The sequence below is a fragment of the Brevundimonas naejangsanensis genome, from assembly GCF_003627995.1.
Lineage (GTDB): Bacteria > Pseudomonadota > Alphaproteobacteria > Caulobacterales > Caulobacteraceae > Brevundimonas > Brevundimonas naejangsanensis_B.
The window spans coordinates 1,591,378-1,616,161 of sequence record NZ_CP032707.1; the positions used below are offsets into that span (position 1 = coordinate 1,591,378).

Here is a 24,784-nt window from a genome sequence, read left to right on the forward strand (position 1 = left end):
TTGATGCACGAGGTCGAGAAGGCGGCGGCGAAGTCCGGCGCGCCATTCCTGGCTGCAGACAAGCCCCTCGGCGAGGCGAGGATCCGGTGGTCGCAAGCGTTCGACGCTCTGACCCGCGCAGCGGCGTTGGACGAGGCGCTGGCGTCGGCGAAGTCGGAGGCTCATCGGGCCTTCGATAACTCGGCTTTCGCTTTGGTGAAGGCCGAGCGCGATGCCCTGCGGCGAGCCATCAAGACCGGAACGATTTGGGAAGATGCAGCGACTTCGTAACCAAGGAAGTCGTCAGGCGTTGTATTTTAGCCGCAGGGGTTTGATCGCCCCCTGGACGGCCGTGGAGAAATGAATGAGCGCGCAGACCGAGACGCAGGACACTGAAGTCAACTCCGACGGGCCCCTGCTCGATCTCACCGACGCCGGCGTCAAGAAGTTCATTCGTCAGGCCAAGGCGCGCGGCTACGTCACGATGGAGGAGCTGAACAAGGTCCTGCCGTCCGAGGAAGTCACGCCGGACCAGATCGAAGACACCCTGGCCATGCTGTCGGAAATGGGCGTCAACGTCGTCGAGGCCGAGGAGGACGCCGTCGAGGCGACCGGCACCGACGTGGCCGCCGCCGCCGAGACCTCGATCGCCGAGGCTCCGGCCAAGGCCGCCTATGACCGCACCGACGATCCCGTGCGGATGTATCTGCGCGAAATGGGCACGGTCGAGCTGCTGAGCCGCGAAGGCGAAATCGCCATCGCCAAGCGCATCGAGGCCGGCCGCGACGCCATGATCTCGGGCCTGTGCGAAAGCGCCCTGACCTTCGAGGCCATCATGGTGTGGCGCGAGGAACTGGCCAACAACCGCATCCTGCTGCGCGAAGTGATCGACCTGGACGCCACCTACGGCATCCTGAACCCCGCCTCCCTGCCGCACAACCAGCCGGCCCCGGCCCAGCCGACGGGCGAGCCCGAGGGCGACGGCGAAGAGGACGACGACGAGGACTTCGACGACGGCGGCGCCATGTCGATCTCGGCCCTGGAGGCCGAGCTGCGCGACGGCGTCATGGAAGTTCTGGACGCCATCGCCGCCGACTTCGGCGACTTCCGCAAGCTGCAGGACAAGCTGGTCGAGGCGCGCCTGAAGGGCGAGGTTCTGACCGCCAAGGACCAGAAGACCTATGAGGCCCTGTCGACGGCGATCTCGGACCGTCTGAAGACGATGAAGCTGAACAACGCCCGCATCGAGGCGCTGGTCGAGCAGCTCTACGCCATCAACAAGCGCCTGATCGGCCAGGAAGGCCGCCTGCTGCGCCTGGCCGACGGCTACGGCATCTCGCGGCCCGAGTTCCTCAAGGCCTATTTCGGCTCGGAGATGGACCCGACCTGGGCCGAGCGCATCAAGGAGATGGGCGTGCGCTGGACCAAGTTCAGCGAGAACGAGTCGACCCAGATCGCCGACATCCGCGCCCACATCGCCGCCGTGGCCACCGAGGCGGGCGTGCCGATCGACGACTATCGCCGCATCGTCCAGATGGTGCAGAAGGGCGAGCGCGAGGCCCGTCAGGCCAAGAAGGAGATGGTCGAGGCCAACCTGCGCCTGGTGATCTCCATCGCCAAGAAATACACCAACCGCGGACTGCAGTTCCTGGACCTGATCCAGGAGGGCAACATCGGCCTGATGAAGGCCGTCGACAAGTTCGAGTACCGCCGCGGCTACAAGTTCTCGACCTACGCCACCTGGTGGATCCGTCAGGCGATCACCCGCTCGATCGCCGACCAGGCGCGCACCATCCGCATCCCGGTGCACATGATCGAGACGATCAACAAGATCGTCCGCACCCAGCGCCAGATGCTGCACGAGATCGGCCGCGAGGCGACCCCGGAGGAGCTGGCCGAACGCCTGGCCATGCCGCTGGAGAAGGTCCGCAAGGTGCTGAAGATCGCCAAGGAGCCGATCAGCCTTGAGACGCCCATCGGCGATGAGGAAGACAGCCACCTGGGCGACTTCATCGAGGACAAGAACGCCATCCTGCCGATCGACGCCGCGATCCAGTCGAACCTGCGCGAGACGACGACCCGCGTGCTGGCCTCGCTGACCCCGCGTGAAGAGCGCGTCCTGCGCATGCGCTTCGGCATCGGCATGAACACCGACCACACCCTGGAAGAAGTCGGCCAGCAGTTCAGCGTGACCCGCGAACGCATCCGTCAGATCGAGGCCAAGGCCCTGCGCAAGCTGAAGCACCCGTCGCGCTCGCGTCGGCTGCGGTCCTTCCTGGACAGCTGATAGCGAACCGATGAGACGGGGGCGGCACCGGGGACGGCGCCGCCTCCTTTTTCATGACCCCCGCCATGCCCCCCTATCGCCTCGTCATCTTCGACTTCGACGGCACCCTGGCCGATTCCCTGCCGTGGTTCCGGTCCGTCTTCAGTGACATGGCCGACCGCTTTGGCTTCGCCCGGCTGACGCCCGACGAGATGGAGGCGCTGCGCGGCCTATCGGCGCGTGAGATCATCGCACGGATGAAGGTGCCCGCCTGGCGCCTGCCTCGCATCGTCAGCCATATGCGGCGCGAGAAGCTGGCGGCCGCCGCCTCGACGCCGCTGTTCGCCGGCGCCGCCGCCTGCCTGGCCGACCTGCGGGCAGCCGGGGTGGAGACGGCCATCGTCAGTTCCGACAGCGACGAATCGGTGCGCGCCGTACTCGGCGAGGCGGCGGCGAGCATCGATCATTTCGACTGCGGCGCGTCGCTGTTCGGCAAGGCGGCCAAGTTCAGGGCCCTGTTGAAGCGGACCGGCGTGGCGGCGTCGGACGCGCTGTGCGTCGGCGACGAGATCCGCGACATCGAGGCGGCGCGCGACGCCGGGACGGCTGCGGGGGCGGTGGCCTGGGGCTATACCCTGCCGGAGGCCCTCGCCGCGCGCGCGCCGGATCATATGTTCGCCGACGTCGAGGCGATGCGGCGCATGCTGCTGCCCTAAGGCGTCAGCGCTCCTCGAACACCGTCTCGAAGCCGCCCCACATCATGCGCTTGCCGTCGAAGGGCATGTCCATGTCGGCGAAGGCGGGGTCCTTCTCCATCTTGGCCCAGGCGTCGTCGGCGGTCTTCTTGTCGGGCCAGACCAGCCAGGAGAAGACCACGACCTCGCCGTCTTCCAGCTTCACCGCCATGGGGAAGCTGGTCAGCTTGCCGTCCGGCACGTCCGTGCCCCAGTTCTCGACATGGGCCAGGGCGCCGTAGCCCTTGAACAGGGGCCAGGCGACGCGGGCGGATTCGATGTAGCGGTCCTTGTTCTCGGTCTTAACCGGGGTCAGGAAGCCAGTGATGTAGCTCATCGTCGTCGTCTCTCTTTCAGGCTTACGTCGGTCGGCAAGGTGGCGGGAACGGGCGGCGATGTCACGCGCCGCGGCCTAGAGGCGGAACGGCCGCTTGGGGTCGGGCGGTTCGCCGCCGCGCGGGCGCACCACGCCCTCGGGGTCGTGGGGGGCGTGGCGGTCGATGTCGCCGGAATCCAGCGGGCCGCGGCCGGCGGCCTCCTCGGCGCGGGTCACATGGTCGACCGCCGGATCGACGCCGTAGGAGCCGGTGCGCGCCGGGGAGGCGGCGTCGCCGACGTCGACCGGTCCCCGGAAGCGGCCGATCAGTTCGCCCTTGAACAGGGTGGCGGCCTTCAGCACGTGCAGAACCTCGGCCAGGGGCGTGTCCACCGGCAGGTGCAGCCGCCGGTCCAGGCCGAACAGCTGGAAGTGGTAGCGGTGGGTTTCGCCGGGGGGCGGGGCCATGCCCAGCCAGGCGTGCTCGCCCCGGCTGTTGCGGCCCTGGATCATGCCGGGCGTGGCGGCGGGGTGGAAGCCGGCCTCGATGTCGCCGGGCAGGGCGGTCGTCGATCCGGGGATGTTCCACAGCAGCCAGTGCAGGGCCGGCTCCTCGCGCGGGGCGTCGGGATCCTCGACCACCAGGGCGTAGCTGGCGGCGCCGAGGGGGCCGCTCCAGCTCAGAGGCGGCGAGGAGGCGTCTTCCGCCTGGCTGTGCACGGCCGACAGCCAGCCGTCAGCATCGACCGAGGGCGAGGCCAGGATCAGGTCGCCGCCCTGATAGGGATGGACCTGCATGAAGATGGTCGACCGGCCCGAGGGGCCGGGACGGGACTGGGCCATGAGCGTCCTCCTGCGCGCGACGTGCGGGGACAACGCGCGGCGCGGCCGATCGTTCGCGGTGGCGCTCCGGGGGCGTCAAACCAGGATGTCGAGCAGGGTCCCCGCCATATCGTCCGCCGTGCGGGCCACGGCGGCGTTGGCCGAGAAGTCGCTCTTGGCGCGGATCTGTTCGACCGCCTCGATGGCGTAGTTCTCCATCTCGCCCGAGGCGACGCGGCGGGCGCTGCTTTCCAGTCGGGCCGAGGCGGCCTGCATGCCGGCGGCGGCGGTGCTGAGCGGCGGGATCATGGGCGGTCCTCGGCTGTCGCAGGTTGGAGCCCGACCATGATGCGGGCCGCGTGGTCAACGCCCGATCAACGGACGTGGTGAACGCCGGTAGATTTTATGCGATTCGGCCCCACCCCGGCCCTTATTCGTGTATAGGGAGCGCCTTCCCCGACGCCCGGCAGGCCGCGACGCCTCGCCGGGCGCGGCCGTTTAGACGGTCGCCTCGCATCTGAACTTCAGGCCCTTCATGCCCTTTCCCGCCATCCATCCCGCGCTTGACCGCGCCCTGCTGAACAAGGGCTACCTTGAGCCTACGCCGGTTCAGGCCGCCGTTCTGGAAGGCCATGGCGAGGCGGACCTGCTGGTTTCGGCCCAGACCGGCTCGGGCAAGACGGTGGCCTTCGGCCTGGCCGCGGCGCCGACCCTGCTGGGCGAGGACGAGCGGTTCGGCCAGGCGGACACGCCGCTGATGCTGGCCATCGCCCCGACGCGCGAACTGGCCTTGCAGGTCGCGGCCGAGCTGGAGTGGCTCTATGCCGAGGCGGGCGCCAAGATCGTCACCTGCGTCGGCGGCATGGACGCCCGCAAGGAGGCGCGCGCCCTGAACTACGGCGCTCACGTCGTGGTCGGCACGCCGGGGCGCCTGAAGGACCATATCGACCGCGGGGCTCTGGACCTGTCGGCCGCCCGCGTCGTCGTGCTGGATGAAGCCGACGAAATGCTGGACATGGGCTTCCGCGAGGACCTGGAATACATCCTGGAACAGGCGCCGGAAGAGCGCCGCACCCTGCTGTTCTCGGCCACCATCGCCCGCGACATCGCGATCCTGGCCAAGCGCTATCAGAAGGACGCGGTGCGCATCGACACCGTCGACCGCAGCCAGCCGCACAACGACATCGAATATCGCGCCATGCGCATCGCGCCGAACGAGATCGAGCGCGCCGTGGTCAACGTCCTGCGCTATTTCGAGGCGCCAGGTGTGCTGGTCTTCTGCTCGACGCGGGATTCGGTGCGTCACCTGCAGGCCTCGCTGCAGGAGCGCGGCTTCGCCTCGGTGTCGCTGTCGGGCGAGATGGGCCAGCGCGAGCGCAATGAGGCGCTGCAGGCCCTGCGCGATCGCCGCGCCCGCGTCTGCGTCGCCACCGACGTGGCCGCGCGCGGTCTGGACCTGCCCGACCTGGGCCTGGTGATCCACGCCGAACTGCCGATCAACAAGGCGACCATGCTGCACCGCTCGGGCCGCACCGGCCGCGCGGGCAAGAAGGGGATTTCGGTCCTGCTGGTGCCGCACAGCCGTCGCCGCAAGGCCGAGATGCTGCTGGGCTCGGCCGGGGTCGAGGCCGTCTGGTCCGGCGCGCCGACCGCCGACGAGATCCGCGCCCAGGACGAACAGCGCCTGCTGGCCGCGCCCGTCTTCGCCGAGGAAGGTTCGGACGAGGATGCGGGTCTGGTCGAAAAGCTGGTCAAGGAGCGCACGCCGGACGATCTGGCCCGCGCCCTGCTGGTCTTGCTGCGCAAGAACCTGCCCGCGCCGGAAGACCTGACCGATCCGGGCGAAGGCCCGCAGCGCAAGCCGCGCCGCGAGCGCGATGCGGCCGGCGGCGATGACTACGCCCCCGCGCCGTGGCCGGGCGACCGTCTGCAGCCGGACGAGGTCACCTGGTTCCGCCTGGACATCGGCCGCAACCGCAACGCCGATCCCAAATGGCTGATCCCGCTGATCTGCCGCATCGGCGGCGTGACCAAGCAGCAGATCGGCTCGATCCGCACCTTCCCGGAAGAGACGCGCTTCGAGATCGCTCTTAGCCACGCCGACGCCTTCCGCGCGGCCGCCGCCCAGAGCAAGGAAGAGGCTCGCATCACCCCGTCCGAGGCGCCGACGCCCGGGTCGATGAAGGGCGCGCGCAACCGCAATGTCGAGCGCGACGGCGAGGCCCGCCCCTTCGCCAAGAAGCCCTTCCGTCGCGACGAGGACGGCCAGGCCCGTCCGCCGTTCAAGAAGAAGCCGTGGAGCCCCGAGGGCGACGCAGGCCGCAGTGAAGGCGGCGAGCGTCCCTTCAAGAAGCCCTACGCTGCGCGCGCCGACGCGGCGCCGGGCGAAGGCGGCTTCGCCAAGAAGCCGGGCTTCAAGGACAAGGGCGACAAGAAGCCGTTCAAGCCCAAGGCGGGCTTCAAGGGCAAGCCGGACTTCAAGGCGGGCGGCAAGCCGTTCGCCAAGGGGCCGAAGGCCAAGCGGGCCTGATCGCTTGGGCGGTCCCGGATAGCGGCTGCGCCGCTTCCGGGATGACAAGCCGCCAGAACTTGCCCCCGGCGCGATCCGGGGGCAGGCTGGGGTCATGAGCATCGAGCAACCCGAAGGGCGATACGCCTCGTTCGAGGCCTTCTACCCCTATTACATCCATGAGCACGCCAACCGGACCTGCCGCCGCATCCATGTGGTCGGCACCGGGCTGGTGATCGCGGCCTTCGCGGCCTTCCTGGCGACGCGGAACCCGTGGTGGCTGCCGGCCATGCCGGTGGTCGGCTACGGCTTCGCCTGGGTCGGGCATTTCTTCTTCGAGAAGAACCGGCCGGCGACGTTCAGATATCCGCTGTGGAGCCTGATGGGCGACTTCCGCCTGTTCTTCGAGACGGTCAGCGGCAAGCGGAAGTTCTGACGGCGCTTTCCTCCCCATGAAATGGGGAGGGGGACCACGAAGTGGTGGAGGGGCCGGGGCGTCGGAACCAAGAAGCCCCTCCGTCGCGTCGCCTTCGGCGTCGCGCCACCTCCCCACTACGTAGGGAGGAGAAGCCTCTCCGTCTCGTCGGCTTCGCCGCCGATCCACCTCCCCACTGCGTCGGGAGGAGAACGAAAAAGGGCGGCCGGTTCGATCCGGCCGCCCTTTTTGTCGTCAGGCCTAGGGCCTTACTTCGAGGCCGTCTCCCACGCCGGGGGGCAGCCGTCGAAATCGCCCGCGTCGGCGATGGTCAGGGTCTTCATGTTCAGGCCCTGGGCCTGGCGCATCGAGCCGCGGCCGTGGCCGGTGTAGAGGTCGATCTTGGCGCCCTTGATCGCGCCGCCCGTGTCAGAAGCGTACCAATAGCCGTCGTGCACCTCGCCGTTGGCCAGGCGCAGGCCGACCGTCTCGCGGATGAACAGCTTGGTGCGGCGCGGGATGACGCGCGGGTCGACCGCGACGGTGCGCATCGGCACCGGACGGCAGCCCAGGGAATCGTTGCCCGTCGCCCCGCCGCCGCCGGCGTGATAAAGGCGGGCCGAGGCGCGCCAGTCGGGGTCGCCTTCCATCAGCTCGAGCTGTTCGGGCGAAAGATCTGTTTCCGAGGACTCGATGGAACCGGGGGCCGTCGCGGCGGTTTCCAGGACAGCCGCGTCGCGAGCGACGGCGGCGTCGTATGGGACAGGCTCTCCGGAACCGGAGAAGGCCATCGTCCATAGCATGGCAAGCGCGGCGGCCGTGCTCAGCATCGATCAAACTCGTGGAAGCACCGGTCCCAACACGCGCCGGCGACGGGTTTTTGACGGTCAATTGCGGCATAATTGCGGCAAATGAGATCATCCGCTGTATCGGGCGGCCATGAGGCCTGAATGCGGCTAGTCGATCGCCGTGTTGTGACAGACCATTATGACTATACGATCGAAATATTCACCTGTATTGATTTCTATACTTTATCATGAGTCTCTATCGTTAACGACTTGAATGGTCGAGCTAACACTTTATTGGCAAGAAAAGCTGACGCGCTCCTCAAGATAACGGCCGCGTGATCGGCGTCGGGGCGGCCGGAAGCGACGGGTGGAGGCGCGGCCGGGAATGGGATAAGCCGTCGTTTCCTCTTCCCAATTTTTCGCCGGCGCCGCTTCCATGAACCGTCAAGTCAAACGTCTGATGATCTCCGCCGCCGCCGTGATGCTGGTCGCGGCGCCCGCCGTTCAGGTCGAGGCCTGGGGCAGTTCGGGCCATCGGGTGATCGGCGTGGCGGCCATGCGGGCCCTGCCGGGCGACCTGCCGGCCTTCCTGCGCACCGCCGACGCCGCCGCCGACGTCGGCGAATATTCGCGCGAGCCCGACCGCTGGAAGGGCGCGGGCCAGCCGCACGACCGCGAGCGCGACACCGCCCACTTCGTCGACATGGACGACCAGGGCCGGGTGATGGACGCGCGCGGCATGACCCTGGCCGACCTGCCGCGCCTGAAGTCGGAATACGACGCCGCCCTGACCCGCGCGGGCTTGGACGTGGATAAGGCGGGCTACCTGCCCTACGCCATCATGGACGCCTGGCAGAACCTGGAGCGCGACTTCGCCTATTGGCGCGTGCTGACCGCCGCCGAGGCGCGCGAGACGGACCTGTCCAAGCAGGCCTGGTACCGCGCCGACCGCGAGCGCCGCGAGCAACTGATCCTGCGCGACATCGGGGTGCTGAGCCACTTCGTCGGCGACGGGGCCCAGCCGCATCACACGAGCATCCACTTCAACGGCTGGGCGGGCGAGGCCAACCCTGAGCGTTTCACCACCTCGCGCCGCACCCACGGCGAGTTCGAAGGCGCCTTCACCAGCCGGACCCTGCGTCTGGATGCGGTCGAGGCGGCCATGGCGCCGATGAACGTCGAGGGCTTCGACGTGCGCGTCCGCACGGCCGCGCACCTGAACGCCACCCTGGCGACGGTCATCCCCTTCTATCGGATGGAGAAGGCCGGGGCCTTCAAGGACACGGACCCGCGCGGCGCCGTCTTCGTCAACGAGCGGCTGGCCGCCGGAGCGGCGGAGCTGCGCGACTTCGTGTCGGCCGCCTGGCGCGTGTCGGCGAGCAGCAGCATCGGCTGGCCGGCCGTCAAGGTCGCCGAGGTCGAGGCCGGCCGCGTCGATCCGTGGACCTCGCTGGTCGGCGAAGACTGATCTTAGAATCCTTCTCCCCTTGCGGGAGAAGGTGGGCCCGAAGGGCTCGGATGAGGGGTTTCTCGAGACTTGAGCCAGATGAGGCGGTCAGCGACAGCGCGACCCCTCATCCGTCTGTCCTCGGGACGAGCCCGAGGACAGCCACCTTCTCCCGCAAGGGGAGAAGGAAGTTTTCTGCGCTAACGCCTGCGGCTGCTTGAGCGCCTTCTCCCGCAAGGGGAGAAGGATTAAAGACCGCCCATGACTGAACTCACGCCCCCCGTCGTCATCCTCGACAAGTCGCAGATGGCCGACAACATCGGCGCGGTCGCCCGCGTCATGGCCAATTTCGGCCTGTCGGAGCTGCGCCTGGTCAGCCCGCGCGACGGCTGGCCCCAGGACCGCGCTTGGGCCACGGCCTCGGGCGCCGACTGGGTGCTGGAGGGCGTGCGCGTCTTCGACAGCGTGGCCGAGGCCATCGCCGACCTGAACACCGTCTTCGCCACCACCGCCCGCCCGCGCGAGACGCGCCAGCCGGTGCGCACCCCGCGCGAGAGCGCCCGCATCCTGTATGACGACACGGCGTCGGGGCTGAAGACCGGCCTGCTGTTCGGCGGCGAGCGCGCGGGACTGGAGACGACCGACATCGCCCTGTGCGCCGGGATCACCACCATTCCGATCGACCCCCGGCACCATTCGCTGAACCTGGCCCAGGCGGTGGCGATCAACGCCTATGAGTGGCGCACCCTGATCCTGGACGCCCCGCCGCCGCGCTTCCGCGAAGGCGAGCCGCCCGCCTCGAACGACCTGCTGGTCGGCATGTACGAGCATCTGGAGGCGGAGCTGGACAACGGCGGCTTCTTCTATCCGCCCGAGAAGAAGCGCTCGATGAGCCAGAACCTGCGCGTCATGCTGGGCCGCGCCGCCTTCACCGAGCAGGAGGTCGCCACCCTGCGCGGCGCCATCCACGCCCTGGCCAAGGGGCGGGGGCGGGTGCTGGCCAAGCTGGCGGCCGAACGGGCGGAGGCGGCGAAGAAGGGGGAGTAGGCGGGCTCTCACTCCCGTTATCGCCTCATTCTCTGTCATCCTCGCTCACGCTCCGTCATCCTCGGGCTTGACCCGAGGATCGGGTTTTCCACTTGCGCGACATCGGCCAGGAAGAGCGCGCCTCTACGCTCGATCCTCGGGTCAAGCCCGAGGATGACGGCGGGGGGGGGCGAGACGCTGACATGATGTCGGCGCCGTGAAGGAGCGCGGATGAAGACGGTTCTGGTCTATCCCCTGGCCGCCCTGGCCGAGATCGGCGGCTGCTTCGCCTTCTGGGCCTGGCTGAAGCTGGACCGCTCGCCGTGGTGGCTGGTCCCGGGCGTGCTCAGCCTGATCGCCTTTGCGTGGTTGCTGGCGCTGGTTCCGGCGGATGCCGCGGGGCGGGCGTTCGCGGCCTATGGCGGGGTCTATATCGTCGCCTCGCTCGCGTGGATGGCGCTGGTCGAGAAGACGACGCCGGACCGCTGGGACGTCATCGGCGGCGCGGTCTGCCTGATCGGTGCCGCGATCATCCTGTTCGGGCCGAGGGCTTAGAGCGCGCCGAAGAAGGCCGGCACGGTCTCGCTGGCGGGACCATAGACGCCCTCGTCGAACAGGGACGCGCCCTGCGTCGGCTCCAGATTGATCTCCACCGTCCGGGCACCCGCCATGCGCGCCAGCTGAACGAAGCCCGCCGCCGGATAGACCGCGCCCGAAGTGCCGATGGAGACGAACAGGTCGCACCGCGCCAGCGCCCGCTCGATCCGCTCCATCTCCAGCGGAATCTCCCCGAACCAGACGATGTGCGGGCGCAGGACCCCGCGCGGGTGATGCGGCGAGACGTGGGCGGCCTCCAGATCGCCGTCCCAGTCGCAGACGACGCCCGACGCCGTGCAGCGTGCCTTCTTCAGCTCGCCGTGCATATGGATCAGCTCGAACCCCGAGGCGGGCGGGGTCTCGAGGTGCGCCCGGTCGTGCAGGTCGTCGACGTTCTGCGTCACCAGCAGGAAGTCGCCCGTCCACCGCGCCGCCAGATCGGCCAGGGCCCGGTGCGCGGCGTTGGGCTGGACGCTCGCCAGTTGCCGTCGCCGCTGGTTGTAGAAGTCCTGCACCAGGGCCGGGTTCGCGGCGAAGCCCTCGGGCGTGGCGACCGCCTCGACGCGATGCCCCTCCCACAGGCCGTCCGAGGCGCGGAAGGTCGGCACCCCGCTCTCGGCCGAGACGCCGGCGCCGGTCAGGACGACAAGGTTCATGCGGGGCTCCTTTGGGCGAGACTTTCGTGCAGCCAGTCGATCATGGCGCGGACCTTGGGTGGAACGTGGCGGGGGTGGGGGTGGACGGCCCAGACGCCTTCGTCGGGCGGGCGCTGGTCGTCGAGCAGGGAGACGAGGGCACCCGACGCCAAAGCCTCGGCGACGTAGAAGTCGGGCAGCTGGCACAGGCCGAGGCCCTGCAGGGCCGCATCCAGCACCGCCGCGCCGGAGTTGCAGCGCCAGCGGCCGGTGGGGCGCAAGGACACTTCACGCCCAGCCTCGGTGAAGCGCCAGTGCTCGGCCGAGCCGATCAGGCCGTCGTGGCTGGCGATCTCGGACAGGTCGCGCGGGGCGCCGCGCCGGGCCAGATAGTCGGGGCTGGCGCACAGGATCAGCCGGCGCGAGGCCAGCCGCCGCGCCATCAGGCGGGAGTCGGTCAGGTGGCCGAACCGCACCGCCAGATCATAGCCGTCGCCGACCAGGTCCCTGAGCCGATTGTCGAGATCCAGCTCGATCCTCAGTTCGGGGTTCTGGCGGGCGAAGGCGTTGACCGCGGGGGCGATGAAGCGCTCGCCGTAGGAGACCGAGCAGGTCATCCGCAGCAGGCCGCGCGGAGCCTGATCGTCGGGCTGGACGGCGGCCAGGGCCTCGTCGCGCTCGTCGATCAGGCGGCGGCAGCGGGCCAGGAAGTCGCGGCCCGCGTCGGTCAGCTCGACCCGGCGGGTGGTGCGGTGCAGCAGGCGGGTCTGCAGCCGGTCCTCCAGCCGAGCGATCTCGCGGCTGACGGCGGAGGTGGACAGGCCCAGGCGCCGGGCGGCGGCCGAGAAGCTGGCCTGTTCGGCGACAGCGGTGAATTCGTCGATCCCGTCCCAGCGGCTCATCGGGACGTTCGATCATGATTGTTGCCGAGCGGCAATAATGTTTTGCGGTTGTCGCCGTTTCGACGCCGCCGCGACCGGCGTAGAACAGACGCCAATTCCGTCACCCTCCAGCCTCCTGTCTCTCAAGCAGCGAGCCGCCGCGCGGCGAGCGATAGAGACATCCGAAGGACCAAACATCATGAAGACCCGCGCCGCCGTCGCGTTCGAAGCCAAACGCCCGCTCGAGATCGTCGAGGTCGATCTGGAAGGTCCGCGCTGGGGCGAGGTGCTGGTCGAGATCAAGGCGACCGGGGTGTGCCACACCGACGCCTATACGCTGGACGGCCTGGACTCCGAGGGCATCTTCCCGTCGATCCTGGGCCACGAGGGCGCGGGCGTGGTGGTGGAAGTCGGGCCGGGCGTGACCTCGGTCGAGGTCGGCGATCACGTGATCCCGCTGTACACGCCGGAATGCCGCCAGTGTAAGTCGTGCCTGTCGCGCAAGACCAACCTGTGCACCTCGATCCGCGCCACCCAGGGCAAGGGGCTGATGCCCGACGGCACCTCGCGCTTCAGCTACAAGGGCCAGGCGATCGCCCACTACATGGGCTGCTCGACCTTCTCGAACTATACGGTGCTGCCCGAAATCGCCCTGGCCAAGATCCGCAAGGACGCGCCGTTCGACAAGGCCTGCTACGTCGGCTGCGGCGTGACCACGGGCGTCGGCGCGGTGACCAACACGGCCAAGGTGACGCCGGGCTCCAACTGCGTGGTGTTCGGTCTGGGCGGCATCGGCCTGAACGTCATCCAGGGCCTGAAGATGGTCGGCGCGGACAAGATCATCGGCGTCGACATCAACAACGACAAGGAAGAGTGGGGCCGTCGCTTCGGCATGACGGACTTCATCAACCCGAAGACTGTCTCGGACGTGGTGGCCGAGGTGGTGCGCCTGACCGACGGCGGCGCCGACTACACCTTCGACTGCACCGGCAACATCGACGTCATGCGCCAGGCGCTGGAATCCTGCCACCGCGGCTGGGGCGAGAGCATCATCATCGGCGTGGCCGAGGCGGGCAAGGAGATCTCGACCCGTCCGTTCCAGCTGGTCACCGGCCGCGTCTGGAAGGGCTCGGCCTTCGGCGGCGCGCGCGGCCGGACCGACACGCCGAAGATCGTCGACTGGTACATGGACGGCAAGATCGAGATCGATCCGATGATCACCCACACCTTCGGTCTGGAAGACATCAACAAGGCCTTCGACCTGATGCACGAAGGCAAGAGCATCCGTTCGGTCATCGTCTTCTAAGGAGGAGCGTTGCCAAACGAAACCTAGTCGACCTAGGTTGCGGCGCCCGGCGAACCTTCCGGGCGCATCATCGCGGGAGGAAGCTCATGTTCACCCACATCACCCTGGGCGCCAACGACGTCGAGGCGTCGCGCAAATTCTATGACGCCGTGTTCGGGGCCCTGGGCCTGGAGCCCGGCGCGGCCGATCCCAGGGGCCGCTACTGGTGGCGCACCTCTCGCGGCGCCTTCGCCGTGGGCAAGCCGATCGACGGCGAGGCCGCCTGCCACGCCAACGGCGGCACCATCGGCTTCGCCGCGGCCAGCCCGGAAGCGGTCGTCGCCTTCGCCGAGGCCGGCGTCGCGGCGGGCGGCGTGGCTATCGAGGACCCGGCGGGCCCGCGCGAGACCCCCTTCGGCGTCATGCACCTGGCCTATCTGCGCGATCCTTCGGGCAACAAGATCTGCGCCGTTCACCGGCCGGGTTGAGCCGGCCGGGCTGAGTCTTAGGCGGGGGCGTCGGCGGTCGAGGGATTGATCACCGCGCGCACCTCGGAGATGCGGTCGGCGGGCATGTGCGCGGCTTCGGCGTGGCGGCGGATCGTCGCCTCGTCGGGCGCCGTATAGACGCAGTAGATCCGGTCGTCGGTGACGAAGCTTTCGACCCATTCGATCTGCGGACCCATCTGCTGCAGGACGTCGCGCGACGCGCGCGAGGCCTCCTTCAACTGGGCGGGAGACATGGCGCCGGCGCCGGGCATGTCGCGTTCAATGACGAATTTATGCATCACATTCTCCAGTGTCAGGGCGGCCTGACCGACGGGGTTCATCTTGCGGGGCAGGCCCGCAACGCGGCGCGCTGATCAGCAGTTCCGCCAGTCTGGAAAGAACGAGTTATGGAAACGACCAAGACCCACATCGTCCACGGCGGCACGCTGCGCTATCTGAAGCACGACAGCGCGACCACGGGCACGTCGATGACCCTGTCGGTCTTCACGCCCGCGGGCGAGGGGCCGTTCCCGGTCCTGATCTGGCTGTCGGGCCTGACCTGCACCGAGGACAACTTCACCACCAAGGCCGGGGCCTATAAGGCCGCCGCCGAACACGGCGTCATCATCGTGGCGCCCGACACCTCGCCGCGCGGCGAAGGGGTGGCCGACGATCCGGCCTATGACCTGGGCCAGGGCGCGGGCTTCTATGTTGATGCGACGCAGGCGCCGTGGGCGCCGCACTTCCGCATGGAGAGCTACGTCACCGGCGAACTGATCGACCTGATCGACGCCGAGTTTCCGACCACGAAGACGCGCTCGATCTTCGGCCACTCCATGGGCGGGCACGGGGCGCTGACCCTGGCCCTGCGTCATCCCGAGCTGTTCAAGTCGGTCTCGGCCTTCGCGCCGATCGCCTCGCCGACGCGCTGCCCCTGGGGCGAGAAGGCCTTCACCGCCTATCTGGGCGAGGACCGGGCGCAATGGGCGAAACACGATGCAGCCCTGCTGATCGAGAGCGGGGCGGCGAAAGGCGTATTCGACGACATCCTGGTGGATCAGGGCGACGCCGATTCCTTCCTGACCGATCAACTGAAGCCGGAACTGCTGACGGCGGCGGCGGAAAAGGCGGGGCAGGGGCTGACCCTGCGCATGCAGCCGGGCTATGACCACTCCTACTTCTTCATGGCCAGCTTCGTGGACGACCATGTGGCCTTCCACGCCGAGCGGCTGAAAGCCTGAGTGTGATGACGACTTCCGCCCCCGACTTCGACGCCATGTTCGCCGACCTGTGCACCCAGGTCGGCTTCTGCCTGCACGAGAAGGGGCAGAAGAAGGTCGTCGCGGCCCTGCCCAAGGGGCTGGACGCGGCGGTGCGCGCCGTCTTCGCCGCCGAGGGGGTGGACGAGCCCAACGCGCCCGGCGACCTGAAGCGCGCCGTGCGCGACTGCATCAAGGCCCACGTCAAGCCGGGCTGATCGCGGCCGAAGGCGAGGTCATCGTCCGATGACGACGATGAAGCCTTGCGGGCGGTCTTCGCTTCGATAGTGTCCCCTCCCATCGCTTTGGGAGGGAAAGCCTATGATGGATCGTCGCCGGCTGTTGATGTCGGTCGCCGCGGGGGGCGCCCTGGCGGCGTCGGGCGCGGTTCGCGCTCTGGCGCAGACGGCCCCGGCGGGCGGCGTCTCGGCCCAGTTCCGCGCCCTGATGGACAAGATCGCTCAGGATCTGGTCCTGTCGAACCCCGAGACCCTGACCATGCTGGGCATGGACCGCGGCCCGATGGCCGCCGCCCGGTGCAAGCTGAATGACCGCTCCCAGGCCAAGGTCGACGCCGACAAGGTCAAGTTCGTCGAAGCCATGAAGGCGACGAAGGCCATCGACCGGGCCCAGCTGACGGGCGTCGAGCAGACCTATTACGACTCGCTGGAGTTCTTCGGCGACACGGCGATGGAAGGCTACGCCTTCCCCTACGGCGGCGGCTTCTTCCCCTCGCCCTATACGGTCAGCCAGCTGGGCGGCGCCTATCAGCAGATTCCCGACTTCCTCGACAGCCAGCATCGCATCGAGGCGGCGGACGATGCCGAGGCCTATCTGTCGCGCCTGTCGGACTTCGCCAAGGGTCTGGACGACGAGCGGGCCCGGATGCGGGCCGAATTCGCCGCCGGGGCCGTGCCGCCGGACTTCGTCATCGACCGCACCCTGACGCAGATGGCGGCCATCACCGGCACGGCGCCCGCCGACTCGGTCATGAGCCAGTCGCTGGCTCGCCGTACGGCCGAGAAGGGCATCGCCGGCGACTGGGCCGCGCGCGCCCAGGCCATCCTGACCAAGGAGGTCTATCCGGCGATCCAGCGCCAGGCCGACGCCTTCACCGCCGTGCGCCCGGGCGCGAGCCATGACGGCGGCGTCTGGCGCCTGCCGGACGGCGACGCCTACTACCGCTACGGGCTGAAATACTACACCACGTCGTCCATGACGCCGGACGAGGTGCACCAGATGGGGCTGGAGCAGGTAGCCGACATCTCGGCCCGCGCCGACGCCCTGTTGAAGGCGCAGGGGATGACGCAAGGCACGGTGGGCCAGCGCATCGCCGCCCTCGGCAAGGACCCGCGCTTCGTCTATCCGAACACGGACGAGGCCAAGGACGAGCTGCTGCAGGCGCTGAACGCCCAGATGGTGGCCATGCAGGCGCGCCTGCCGGAATACTTCGGCCGCCTGCCCAAGTCGCCGTGCGAGATCAGGCGCGTGCCCAAGGCCATCGAGGCGGGGGCGCCGGGCGGCTATTACCAGCAGCCGGCCCTGGATGGCTCGCGCCCCGGCGCCTACTACATCAACCTGCGCGACACGGCGGAGTGGCCCAAGTGGACCCTGCCGACCCTGACCTATCACGAGGCGGTGCCGGGCCATCACTTCCAGATCGCCCTGCAGATGGAGCGGCCGGACACGCCGATCCTGATGAAGGTGCTGGGCTTCTCGGCCTATTCCGAGGGCTGGGGCCTCTATGCCGAACAGCTGGCGGACGAGATGGGCGTCTATGAGAACGACCCCTTCGGCCGGATCGGCTATCTGCAGTCGCTGATGTTCCGGGCCGCGCGCCTGGTGGTCGATTCCGGCCTGCACCACAAGCGCTGGAGCCGCGAGCAGGGCATCCGCTACATGGTCGACACCCTGGGCGACCAGGAATCCAGCATCGCCACCGAGGTCGAACGCTACTGCGTCTGGCCGGGCCAGGCGTCCAGCTACAAGGTCGGCCACACCACCTGGGCGCGCCTGCGCGAGGACGCCAAGCGCCGCCTGGGGCCACGCTTCGACATCAAGGGCTTCCACGACGCCGGGCTGAACCTGGGCGGCGTGCCGCTGACGGTGCTGGAGCGGACCATGAACGCCTGGACGCCCGCCTAGGCCCTTTTGAACCCACGGGCGCGCCGGCCCGACTATTTGTCAGAGTTTGAGGGGGCGCGCGGCGTCGCGCCATCCTCGTCGGGGAGTACCACAATGATCGACCGCCGCCGCCTTTTGCTGACCGCCGCCGCCACGGCCGCCGTCGCCCCCTCTATCGCCCATGCGGCGGCCAACGGCGCCGACGCGCGCCTGAACGCCCTGCTGGACGGCTGGTTCGAGGCCGACATCGACGAGTCGCCCGAACGGGCCACCAACCTGGGCCTGGACAAGGGCGCCCGCGCGGGCCTGGCCTTCCAGCTCAGCGAGGAGGGGCCCGACGCCATCCGCAAGGACCGCGAGAAGGCCGTCCGTCGCTGGAACGAGCTGCGCGCCTTCGATCAGACCGGCCTCAGCGAGGCCGGGGCGCTGAACTACGCCATCGCCGCCTTCGGGCGCCAGACCTCGGCCGAGACGGCGCGTTTCGACTACGGCGCGGGGCCGGGCCGCCCGTCCCCCTATGTCGTGACCCAGCTGTCGGGCGCCTATTTCTCGACGCCGGACTTCATGGACAACCAGCACCGGGTCGAGGACAAGAACGGGGCTGACGCCTTCCTGTCGCGCCTGGACGCCTTCGCGGGCGTGCTGGACGGGGAGACGGCCAAGATCCGCGAGGACGCCGGGCTCGGCGTGATCCCGCCCGACTTCATCATCGACCGGATGCTGCCGCAGGTCCGCGCCCTGCGCGATGCGCCCGCCGCCGACATGGCCATGATCCAGTCGCTGGCCCGCAAGACCGGAACGCTGAACCTGTCGGGCTATGACGCCCGCGCCGCCGCCATCGTCGATCAGAAGGTCAAGCCCGCCCTGGCCCGCCAGATCGAGGCCCTGGAGACGCTCCGCCCGCAGGCCACGCATGACGCCGGCGTGTGGCGTCTGCCGGACGGCGAGGCCTTCTACGCCGCCGGGCTGAAGTCGAACACCACGACCACGCTGAGCGCCAAGGAAATCCACGCCATGGGCCGCGAGCAGGTGGCCGAGATCAGCGCCGAGATCGACGCCATCCTGAAGGCCCAGGGCTATACCCAAGGCACGGTCGGCGAGCGCATCCAGGCCCTGAACAAGGACCCGGCCCAGCTCTTCCCCAACACCGACGCGGGCAAGGAAGAACTGCTGGCCTGGCTGAACGAACAGGTCGCCGCCCTGGAGCCCAAGCTGCCGTCCGTGTTCGGCCGTCTGCCCAGGACGCACGTCGAGATCCGCCGCGTGCCGGTGTCGATCCAGTCGGGCGCGCCGGGCGGCTACTATCAGGGGCCGCCGCTGGATGGCTCGCGCCCGGGGGCCTACTACATCAACCTGCGCGACAGCGGGAACTGGCCGCGCTTCGCCCTGCCGACCCTGACCTACCACGAGGCCTCGCCGGGCCACCACCTGCAGGTGGCGCTGCAGCGCGAGTCGGGCGAGCTGCCGCAATGGCGCCGCGCCGGCGGCTTCTCGGCCTTCAACGAGGGCTGGGCGCTGTACGCCGAGGCGGTGGCGGCCAACGACCTGGACGCCTATGCGACCGACCCGCTGGGCCGGGTGGGCTTCCTGATGTCCTATCTGTTCCGGGCGGTGCGCCTGGTGGTCGACACCGGCATCCACTCCGAGCGCTGGAGCCGCGAGCAGGCGGTCGACTATATGGCGGCCTCGGGCGCCAAGCCGCTGGACGCCTCGAACAGCGAGATCAACCGCTACACCGTCTGGCCGGGCCAGGCCTGTTCCTACAAGGTCGGGCACACCGTCATCGCCCGCCTGCGCAAGGAGGCCGAGGCCAAGCCCGGCTTCGACCTGCGCGGCTTCCACGACCGGGTGCTGGGCAGCGGCTCCCTGCCGCTGGCCGTGCTGGAGGCGCGGATGCGCGCCTGATGGGTCGCTGACGCTTGAAACGAAGACGGCCCGGACGTGCGCGCATCCGGGCCGTTTCTTTCGCGACACAGACGGACGGCGCGCGGCCCTTTGCACCCACGCCCGCGCCTCGCTATACCCGCCGCACGAATTCCTTCCCTGATTGAGAGACAGAGGCGTAAGCATGGCCAAGATCAAGGTCGCCAACCCCATCGTGGACATCGACGGCGACGAAATGACCCGGATCATCTGGCAGATGATCAAGGACAAGCTGGTCTTCCCGTATCTGGACCTGGAGCTCGACTACTACGACCTGGGCATGGAGAGCCGTGACGCCACCGACGATCAGATCACGATCGATGCGGCCCACGCCATCCAGAAGCACGGCGTCGGCGTGAAGTGCGCCACCATCACCCCGGACGAAGCCCGGGTGAAGGAGTTCGGCCTGAAGAAGATGTGGAAGTCGCCGAACGGCACCATCCGCAACATCCTGGGCGGCGTGGTCTTCCGCGAGCCGATCATCTGCTCGAACGTGCCGCGTCTGGTGCCGGGCTGGACCCAGCCGATCGTCGTCGGCCGTCACGCCTTCGGCGACCAGTACAAGGCCACCGACTTCCTGATGCCGGGCGCCGGCACCCTGTCGATCAAGTTCGTGGGCGACGACGGCCAGGTCATCGAGCACGAGGTCTACAAGTCGCCGGGCGCCGGCGTGGCCATGGGCATGTACAACCTGGACTCCTCGATCCGCGAGTTCGCCCACGCCTCGTTCGCCTACGGCCTGCAGCGCAACTACCCGGTCTATCTGTCGACCAAGAACACCATCCTCAAAGCCTATGACGGCCGCTTCAAGGACATCTTCCAAGAAGTGTTCGACGCCGAATACGCCGAGGAATTCAAGAAGCGCGGCCTGACCTATGAGCACCGTCTGATCGACGACATGGTCGCGGCCGCGATCAAGTGGTCGGGCGGCTTCGTCTGGGCGTGCAAGAACTACGACGGCGACGTGCAGTCGGACATCGTGGCCCAGGGCTTCGGCTCGCTGGGCCTGATGACCTCGGTGCTGATGACGCCGGACGGCAAGGTCATGGAGACCGAGGCCGCCCACGGCACCGTGACCCGTCACTACCGCCAGCATCAGAAGGGCGAGGCCACCTCGACCAACTCGATCGCCTCGATCTTCGCCTGGACCCGCGGCTTCAAGCACCGCGCCAAGCTGGACGACAACGCTGCCCTGGCCGAGTTCGCCGACACCCTGGAGAAGGTGGTCGTCGAGACCGTCGAGTCGGGCTTCATGACCAAGGACCTGGCCCTGCTGGTCGGCGACCAGCAGTCGTGGCTGACGACCGAAGGCTTCCTGGACAAGGTGTCCGAGAACCTGCGCAAGGCCCTGCCGCACGTCGGCTAAGGCTTTTTGTTGGGCCGCGGTCAAAAGGCTCCGCCTTTTCGACCCGACGCGGCCTGACGCGCTCAAGCAGCGCGAAGCGCGATAGCGCAACAAGAACGGCCCGTCGGAGAAATCCGGCGGGCCTTTTTGCTGGGCCATGTAGATTCTTCTCCCTTCCCCCTCGATGGGGGAAGGGCGGGGATGGGGGTGTGGTGGCGAGGCCTGAGGATGGGCGCAGGAGGCGCGGCGTCTCCTTGGCTTGCCCATGAGAACGGCTGCCTGCACCCCCGCCCACCCCTCCCCCATCGATGGGGAGGGCTTAATAAACGCGGCGTCCGCAAGGTCGAGCGCGCGGCGCCCTCGATCCTCGGGTCAAGCCCGAGGATGACGGGGGAGGGAAGAGCGCAGTGGGCAAGCGAGGCGCCGCATGAAAACACGCATTGACCCGCCCCCGAACCCTGTCCCTAATCGTCGTGGGGGTTTTGGCGCCGTTTGGTCGTCGTCCCGTCGCGTTCGTAGGGCAGGGGAGGGCCGATGAACCGCAAGCTGATCATTCGTCTGGGGGCCGCCGCCGTGGCGGCCTTCGTTCTGGCCTACGCCGCCTCGCCCCTGCTGGCGGCGCGTTCCCTGGTGCAGGCGGCCAAGGCCGGCGACGCGCAGGGGCTGGAGCGCCAGGTCGACTTTCCGGCCTTCCGCCAGAGCCTCAAGGACGAGCTGAACGCTCGCATGATGGCCGAGATGCGCAAGGACCCGCGCCTGGCCGACAGCGGCCTGTCGGGGCTGGGCATGCTGCTGGCCCCGGCCATCGTCGGCGGGGCGGTGGACGCCTTCGTCACCCCCCAGGCCATCTCCGCCATGGTGCGCGAGGGCCAGGCCCCCAAGCCGGAGTTCAAGCGCCAGGCCGACGAGCCGAAGGCCGAGGACAAGCGGGTGCGCCAGTCCTGGGGCTATCGCGACCTGGACACCTTCGCCGTGACCCTGACCCGCGACGACCAGCCGGGCGAGCGGGTCGCCCTGCTGATGAAGCGCCGCAACCTGTTCGGCTGGAAGCTGGCGGGGATCGATCTGGGGGCGCCGGAGTAGGCTTCTCCTCCCCATGCAATGGGGAGGTGGATCGCCGGCACAGCCGGCGAGACGGAGGGGCGGCTTGGTTCCGCTGCCGTAAAGCCCCTCCACCGCTTCGCGGTCCCCCTCCCCATTGCATGGGGAGGAAAGAGAAAGGGCGGCGCAACCGATGCGCCGCCCTTTCCTGTTTCAGCTCCGAAGGGGCTTAGCCCTTCAGCGCAGCCCGGATCGCGTTCAGGCCATCCTCGGCCTTCGACCCGTCCGGGGCGCCGCCCTGGGCGAAGTCGGGCTTGCCGCCCGCGCCCTTGCCGCCCATGGCGATGACGGCGTCGCGGGCCAGGTCGGCCGCATTGACCTTACCCGCCATATCCGGCGTGGCGGCGACGGTGATGGCCGCCTTGCCGTCGGTGACGCCGACCAGGGCGACGACGCCCGAGCCGAGCTGCTTCTTGAAGTCCTCGGCGACGCCGCGCAGGCCCTTGCCGTCGACGCCGTCCAGAACGCGGGCGATCAGCTTGATCCCGCCGATCTCCTCAGGCGCGGCGTTGGCGCCCGCGCCGCCGCCCAGGGCCAGTTGCTTCTTCAGCTCGGCTACCTGCTTCTCCAGCGTCTTGACCGAGGCCTGCAGGCCCTCGACGCGCGCTGGAACTTCGGCGGGCTGGATCTTGAAGCTCTGGGCCAGATGGCGGGCGACGTTGGCCTGGTCCAGCAGGAAGCGGCGGGCCGCGTCCCCGGTCAGGGCCTCGACGCGGCGCACGCCGGCGGCCACGCCGCCTTCGGACACGATCTTGAATAGGGCGATGTCGCCGGTGCGATAGACGTGGGTGCCGCCGCACAGCTCGACCGAATAGGCGCCCGGGCCCGACAGGGCGTGGCCCAGGGTCAGAACGCGGACCTCGTCGCCGTACTTCTCGCCGAACAGGGCCACGGCGCCCGCCGCGATGGCGGCGTCGGGCGTCATCAGCTCGGTCGTGGCCGGCGCGTTCTGGCGGATGACGGCGTTCACCTCGTCCTCGATGCGGGCGATCTCCTCGTCCGTCAGCGGGGCGTTGTGGCTGAAGTCGAAGCGCATGCGCTCGGCGTCGACCATCTGACCCTTCTGGGCGACGTGGGCGCCGAGCACGTTCTTGACGGCGGCGTGGAACAGGTGGGCGGCCGAGTGATTGGCGCGGGTGGTCGGGCGCGAGCCTTCCTCGACCGTGGCGGTCACGAGCGCGCCGGTCGTCAGCGCGCCTTGCGTCACCTCGACGGTATGCACGTGCAGGTCGCCAGCGTGCTTCTTCGTGTCCAGCACGCGGCCTTCGCCGCCGTTCCAGACGAAGACGCCCTTGTCGCCCGCCTGGCCGCCGCCCTCGCCGTAGAAGGGGGTCTGGTTCAGCAGGACCTCGACCGTTTCGCCGGTCGCGGCGGACGCAGCTTCGGCGCCGTCCTTGACGATGGCCAGGACCTTGCCCTCGCCGGTTTCGGACTCATAGCCGGTGAACTCGGTGCCGCCGTGCTGGTCGCGCAGGGCCAGCCAGGCGCCGGCCGAGGCGGTCTGGCCCGAGCCCTTCCAGTGCTCGCGCGAGCGGTCGCGCTGTTCGGCCATGGCGGATTCGAAGCCGTCGACGTTGACGCTGAAGCCGCGACGGCGGGCTTCGTCCTGCGTCAGGTCCAGCGGGAAGCCGTAGGTGTCGTACAGGGTGAAGGCCGTCTGGCCGTCCAGCATGTCGCCGGCCTTGAAGTCGGCGGTGGCCTGATCGAACAGGTTCATGCCGCGGCCGAGCGTGGTGCGGAAGCGGATCTCTTCCTGCTTCAGGGTGTCCTCGATGAAGGCCTGGGCGCGGCCCAGTTCCGGATAGGCCTCGCCCATCTCCTCGACCAGGGTCGGCACCAGACGGTGCATCAGCGGGTCCTGGGCGCCCAGCAGGTGGGCGTGGCGCATGGCGCGGCGCATGATGCGGCGCAGGACATAGCCCCGGCCCTCGTTCGAGGGGGTCACGCCGTCGGCGATCAGGAAGGCGGTCGAGCGCAGGTGGTCGGCGATGACGCGGTGGCTGGGGGCGCGGTCGCCCTCGGCCTTGGTCGAGGTCAGTTCTTCCGAGGCGTGGATCAGGCTCTTGAACAGGTCGACGTCATAGTTGGAGTGGACGCCCTGCAGGACGGCGGCGATGCGCTCCAGACCCATGCCGGTGTCGACCGAGGGCTTGGGAAGGTCGCGAACGATCTCGTCGTTCTCCTTCTCGTACTGCATGAAGACGTTGTTCCAGATCTCCACGAAGCGGTCGCCGTCCTCGTCCGGCGAACCGGGAGGGCCGCCGAAGATGTGGTCGCCGTGATCGTAGAAGATCTCGGTGCACGGACCGCACGGGCCGCTGTCGCCCATGGCCCAGAAGTTGTCGGCGGTGGGGATGCGGATGATCTTCTCGTCCGCGAAGCCGGTGACCTTCTTCCAGATGTCGAAGGCTTCGTCGTCGGTGTGATAGACGGTGACCAGCAGGCGCTTGGGATCAAGGCCGAATTCCTTGGTCAGCAGCCCCCAGGCGCTCTCGATGGCGTGGTCCTTGAAGTAGTCGCCGAACGAGAAATTGCCCAGCATTTCAAAGAAGGTGTGGTGACGCGCGGTGTAGCCGACGTTGTCCAGGTCGTTGTGCTTGCCGCCGGCGCGCACGCATTTCTGCGAGCTGGTGGCGCGCTTGTAGGGCGGAACAGCGGCGCCGGTGAAATAGTCCTTGAACGGCACCATGCCCGCGTTGACGAACAGCAGGGTCGGGTCGTTCTGCGGCACGAGCGGAGCCGACTGCACCTTCTCGTGGCCGTCGGCGGCGAAGTAGTCGAGGAAGGTGGAACGGATCTGCTTCAGGCTGGTCATGGGCGTATCGCTCTGGAACTCGGGCGCGC

24 protein-coding genes are annotated in these 24,784 nt (G+C 68.7%); 16 read left to right on the plus strand and 8 right to left on the minus strand.

Annotation, left to right across the window (positions count from 1 at the left end; translation table 11 throughout):
• Positions 1-3 precede the first annotated feature (3 nt).
• The 3 genes from D8I30_RS07490 (at position 4) to D8I30_RS07500 (ending at position 2,961) form a co-directional block, all read left to right on the plus strand.
• Positions 4-270, plus strand: coding sequence for a hypothetical protein (locus D8I30_RS07490; protein ID WP_240387174.1), 267 nt, complete (start codon positions 4-6; stop codon positions 268-270).
• Positions 271-343: 73 nt separating this feature from the next.
• Positions 344-2,266: an RNA polymerase sigma factor RpoD gene (gene rpoD / locus D8I30_RS07495; RefSeq protein WP_121482188.1), complete on the plus strand. Its 1,923-nt coding sequence runs from the start codon at positions 344-346 to the stop codon at positions 2,264-2,266.
• Positions 2,267-2,331: 65 nt separating this feature from the next.
• The gene (locus tag D8I30_RS07500) at positions 2,332-2,961 is read left to right on the plus strand and encodes an HAD hydrolase-like protein (protein ID WP_121483439.1); all 630 of its coding nucleotides are present in this window, start codon (positions 2,332-2,334) and stop codon (positions 2,959-2,961) included.
• A 4-nt stretch (positions 2,962-2,965) separates the two neighbouring features.
• On the opposite strand, the gene D8I30_RS07505 is transcribed toward D8I30_RS07500, so the two are convergent.
• The 3 genes from D8I30_RS07505 to D8I30_RS07515 form a co-directional block, all read right to left on the minus strand.
• Entirely contained in the window at positions 2,966-3,316 is a 351-nt protein-coding gene (locus D8I30_RS07505; RefSeq protein ID WP_121482189.1) for a DUF1428 domain-containing protein, read from the minus strand.
• Positions 3,317-3,391: 75 nt separating this feature from the next.
• A complete protein-coding gene (locus D8I30_RS07510; RefSeq protein WP_121482190.1) occupies positions 3,392-4,138 on the minus strand; it encodes a YbhB/YbcL family Raf kinase inhibitor-like protein in 747 nt (248 codons plus the stop codon).
• Between the two features lie 75 nt (positions 4,139-4,213).
• Complete coding sequence (locus tag D8I30_RS07515) at positions 4,214-4,426, minus strand: flagellar hook protein FlgE (protein ID WP_121482191.1); 213 nt, start codon at positions 4,424-4,426, stop codon at positions 4,214-4,216.
• 226 nt (positions 4,427-4,652) lie between these two features.
• On the opposite strand from D8I30_RS07515, the gene D8I30_RS07520 reads away from it, so the two are divergent.
• Both D8I30_RS07520 and D8I30_RS07525 read left to right on the plus strand, forming a co-directional pair.
• Positions 4,653-6,647: a DEAD/DEAH box helicase gene (locus D8I30_RS07520; RefSeq protein ID WP_121482192.1), complete on the plus strand. Its 1,995-nt coding sequence runs from the start codon at positions 4,653-4,655 to the stop codon at positions 6,645-6,647.
• Between the two features lie 94 nt (positions 6,648-6,741).
• Positions 6,742-7,062: an Mpo1-like protein gene (locus D8I30_RS07525; RefSeq protein WP_121482193.1), complete on the plus strand. Its 321-nt coding sequence runs from the start codon at positions 6,742-6,744 to the stop codon at positions 7,060-7,062.
• Positions 7,063-7,310: 248 nt separating this feature from the next.
• Here D8I30_RS07525 and D8I30_RS07530 read toward each other — a convergent pair whose 3' ends face one another.
• On the minus strand, positions 7,311-7,871 hold the full coding sequence (locus tag D8I30_RS07530) for a 3D domain-containing protein (RefSeq protein WP_121482194.1): 561 nt from the start codon (positions 7,869-7,871) through the stop codon (positions 7,311-7,313).
• A gap of 394 nt (positions 7,872-8,265) precedes the next feature.
• Between D8I30_RS07530 and D8I30_RS07535 the strand changes: the two genes are divergently transcribed.
• From D8I30_RS07535 to D8I30_RS07545, 3 genes are all read left to right on the plus strand, one after another.
• Positions 8,266-9,297 carry a S1/P1 Nuclease gene (locus tag D8I30_RS07535; RefSeq protein ID WP_121482195.1) on the plus strand — a complete coding sequence of 344 codons (1,032 nt, stop codon included), beginning with the start codon at positions 8,266-8,268 and terminating at the stop codon, positions 9,295-9,297.
• A gap of 240 nt (positions 9,298-9,537) precedes the next feature.
• Positions 9,538-10,323 (plus strand): RNA methyltransferase, encoded by a 786-nt coding sequence (locus tag D8I30_RS07540; RefSeq protein ID WP_121482196.1) that lies wholly within the window; start codon positions 9,538-9,540, stop codon positions 10,321-10,323.
• A 210-nt stretch (positions 10,324-10,533) separates the two neighbouring features.
• A complete protein-coding gene (locus D8I30_RS07545; protein ID WP_121482197.1) occupies positions 10,534-10,857 on the plus strand; it encodes a YnfA family protein in 324 nt (107 codons plus the stop codon).
• Here D8I30_RS07545 and D8I30_RS07550 read toward each other — a convergent pair.
• Both D8I30_RS07550 and D8I30_RS07555 read right to left on the minus strand, forming a co-directional pair.
• On the minus strand, positions 10,854-11,555 hold the full coding sequence (locus tag D8I30_RS07550; RefSeq protein WP_121482198.1) for an NAD-dependent deacylase: 702 nt from the start codon (positions 11,553-11,555) through the stop codon (positions 10,854-10,856). The two genes, D8I30_RS07545 and D8I30_RS07550, sit on opposite strands and share 4 nt — an antisense overlap.
• On the minus strand, positions 11,552-12,436 hold the full coding sequence (locus tag D8I30_RS07555; protein WP_121482199.1) for a LysR family transcriptional regulator: 885 nt from the start codon (positions 12,434-12,436) through the stop codon (positions 11,552-11,554). Before D8I30_RS07555 ends, D8I30_RS07550 begins: the two co-directional genes overlap by 4 nt.
• Positions 12,437-12,614: 178 nt before the next feature.
• Here D8I30_RS07555 and D8I30_RS07560 point away from each other — a divergent pair, with 178 nt between their 5' ends.
• Both D8I30_RS07560 and D8I30_RS07565 read left to right on the plus strand, forming a co-directional pair.
• A complete protein-coding gene (locus D8I30_RS07560; protein ID WP_121482200.1) occupies positions 12,615-13,721 on the plus strand; it encodes an S-(hydroxymethyl)glutathione dehydrogenase/class III alcohol dehydrogenase in 1,107 nt (368 codons plus the stop codon).
• 86 nt (positions 13,722-13,807) lie between these two features.
• Positions 13,808-14,188, plus strand: a complete 381-nt coding sequence (locus D8I30_RS07565; protein ID WP_121482201.1) for a VOC family protein — start codon at positions 13,808-13,810, stop codon at positions 14,186-14,188.
• A 17-nt stretch (positions 14,189-14,205) separates the two neighbouring features.
• On the opposite strand, the gene D8I30_RS07570 is transcribed toward D8I30_RS07565, so the two are convergent.
• Positions 14,206-14,487: a DUF4242 domain-containing protein gene (locus D8I30_RS07570; protein ID WP_121483440.1), complete on the minus strand. Its 282-nt coding sequence runs from the start codon at positions 14,485-14,487 to the stop codon at positions 14,206-14,208.
• Between the two features lie 108 nt (positions 14,488-14,595).
• On the opposite strand from D8I30_RS07570, the gene fghA reads away from it, so the two are divergent.
• The 6 genes from fghA to D8I30_RS07600 all read left to right on the plus strand — a co-directional run bounded on the left by fghA (position 14,596) and on the right by D8I30_RS07600 (position 21,922).
• Positions 14,596-15,429: an S-formylglutathione hydrolase gene (fghA, locus tag D8I30_RS07575; RefSeq protein WP_121482202.1), complete on the plus strand. Its 834-nt coding sequence runs from the start codon at positions 14,596-14,598 to the stop codon at positions 15,427-15,429.
• A gap of 5 nt (positions 15,430-15,434) precedes the next feature.
• A complete protein-coding gene (locus D8I30_RS07580) occupies positions 15,435-15,665 on the plus strand; it encodes a hypothetical protein (RefSeq protein WP_121483441.1) in 231 nt (76 codons plus the stop codon).
• A gap of 103 nt (positions 15,666-15,768) precedes the next feature.
• On the plus strand, positions 15,769-17,592 hold the full coding sequence (locus tag D8I30_RS07585) for a DUF885 domain-containing protein (RefSeq protein WP_121482203.1): 1,824 nt from the start codon (positions 15,769-15,771) through the stop codon (positions 17,590-17,592).
• 93 nt (positions 17,593-17,685) lie between these two features.
• Positions 17,686-19,476 carry a DUF885 domain-containing protein gene (locus D8I30_RS07590; RefSeq protein ID WP_121482204.1) on the plus strand — a complete coding sequence of 597 codons (1,791 nt, stop codon included), beginning with the start codon at positions 17,686-17,688 and terminating at the stop codon, positions 19,474-19,476.
• Positions 19,477-19,639: 163 nt separating this feature from the next.
• Positions 19,640-20,860 (plus strand): NADP-dependent isocitrate dehydrogenase, encoded by a 1,221-nt coding sequence (locus tag D8I30_RS07595; protein ID WP_121482205.1) that lies wholly within the window; start codon positions 19,640-19,642, stop codon positions 20,858-20,860.
• A gap of 513 nt (positions 20,861-21,373) precedes the next feature.
• Entirely contained in the window at positions 21,374-21,922 is a 549-nt protein-coding gene (locus tag D8I30_RS07600) for a DUF2939 domain-containing protein (protein ID WP_121482206.1), read from the plus strand.
• A 187-nt stretch (positions 21,923-22,109) separates the two neighbouring features.
• Here D8I30_RS07600 and alaS read toward each other — a convergent pair whose 3' ends face one another.
• On the minus strand, positions 22,110-24,755 hold the full coding sequence (gene alaS, locus D8I30_RS07605) for an alanine--tRNA ligase (RefSeq protein WP_121482207.1): 2,646 nt from the start codon (positions 24,753-24,755) through the stop codon (positions 22,110-22,112).
• Between the last annotated feature and the right edge of the window lie 29 nt (positions 24,756-24,784).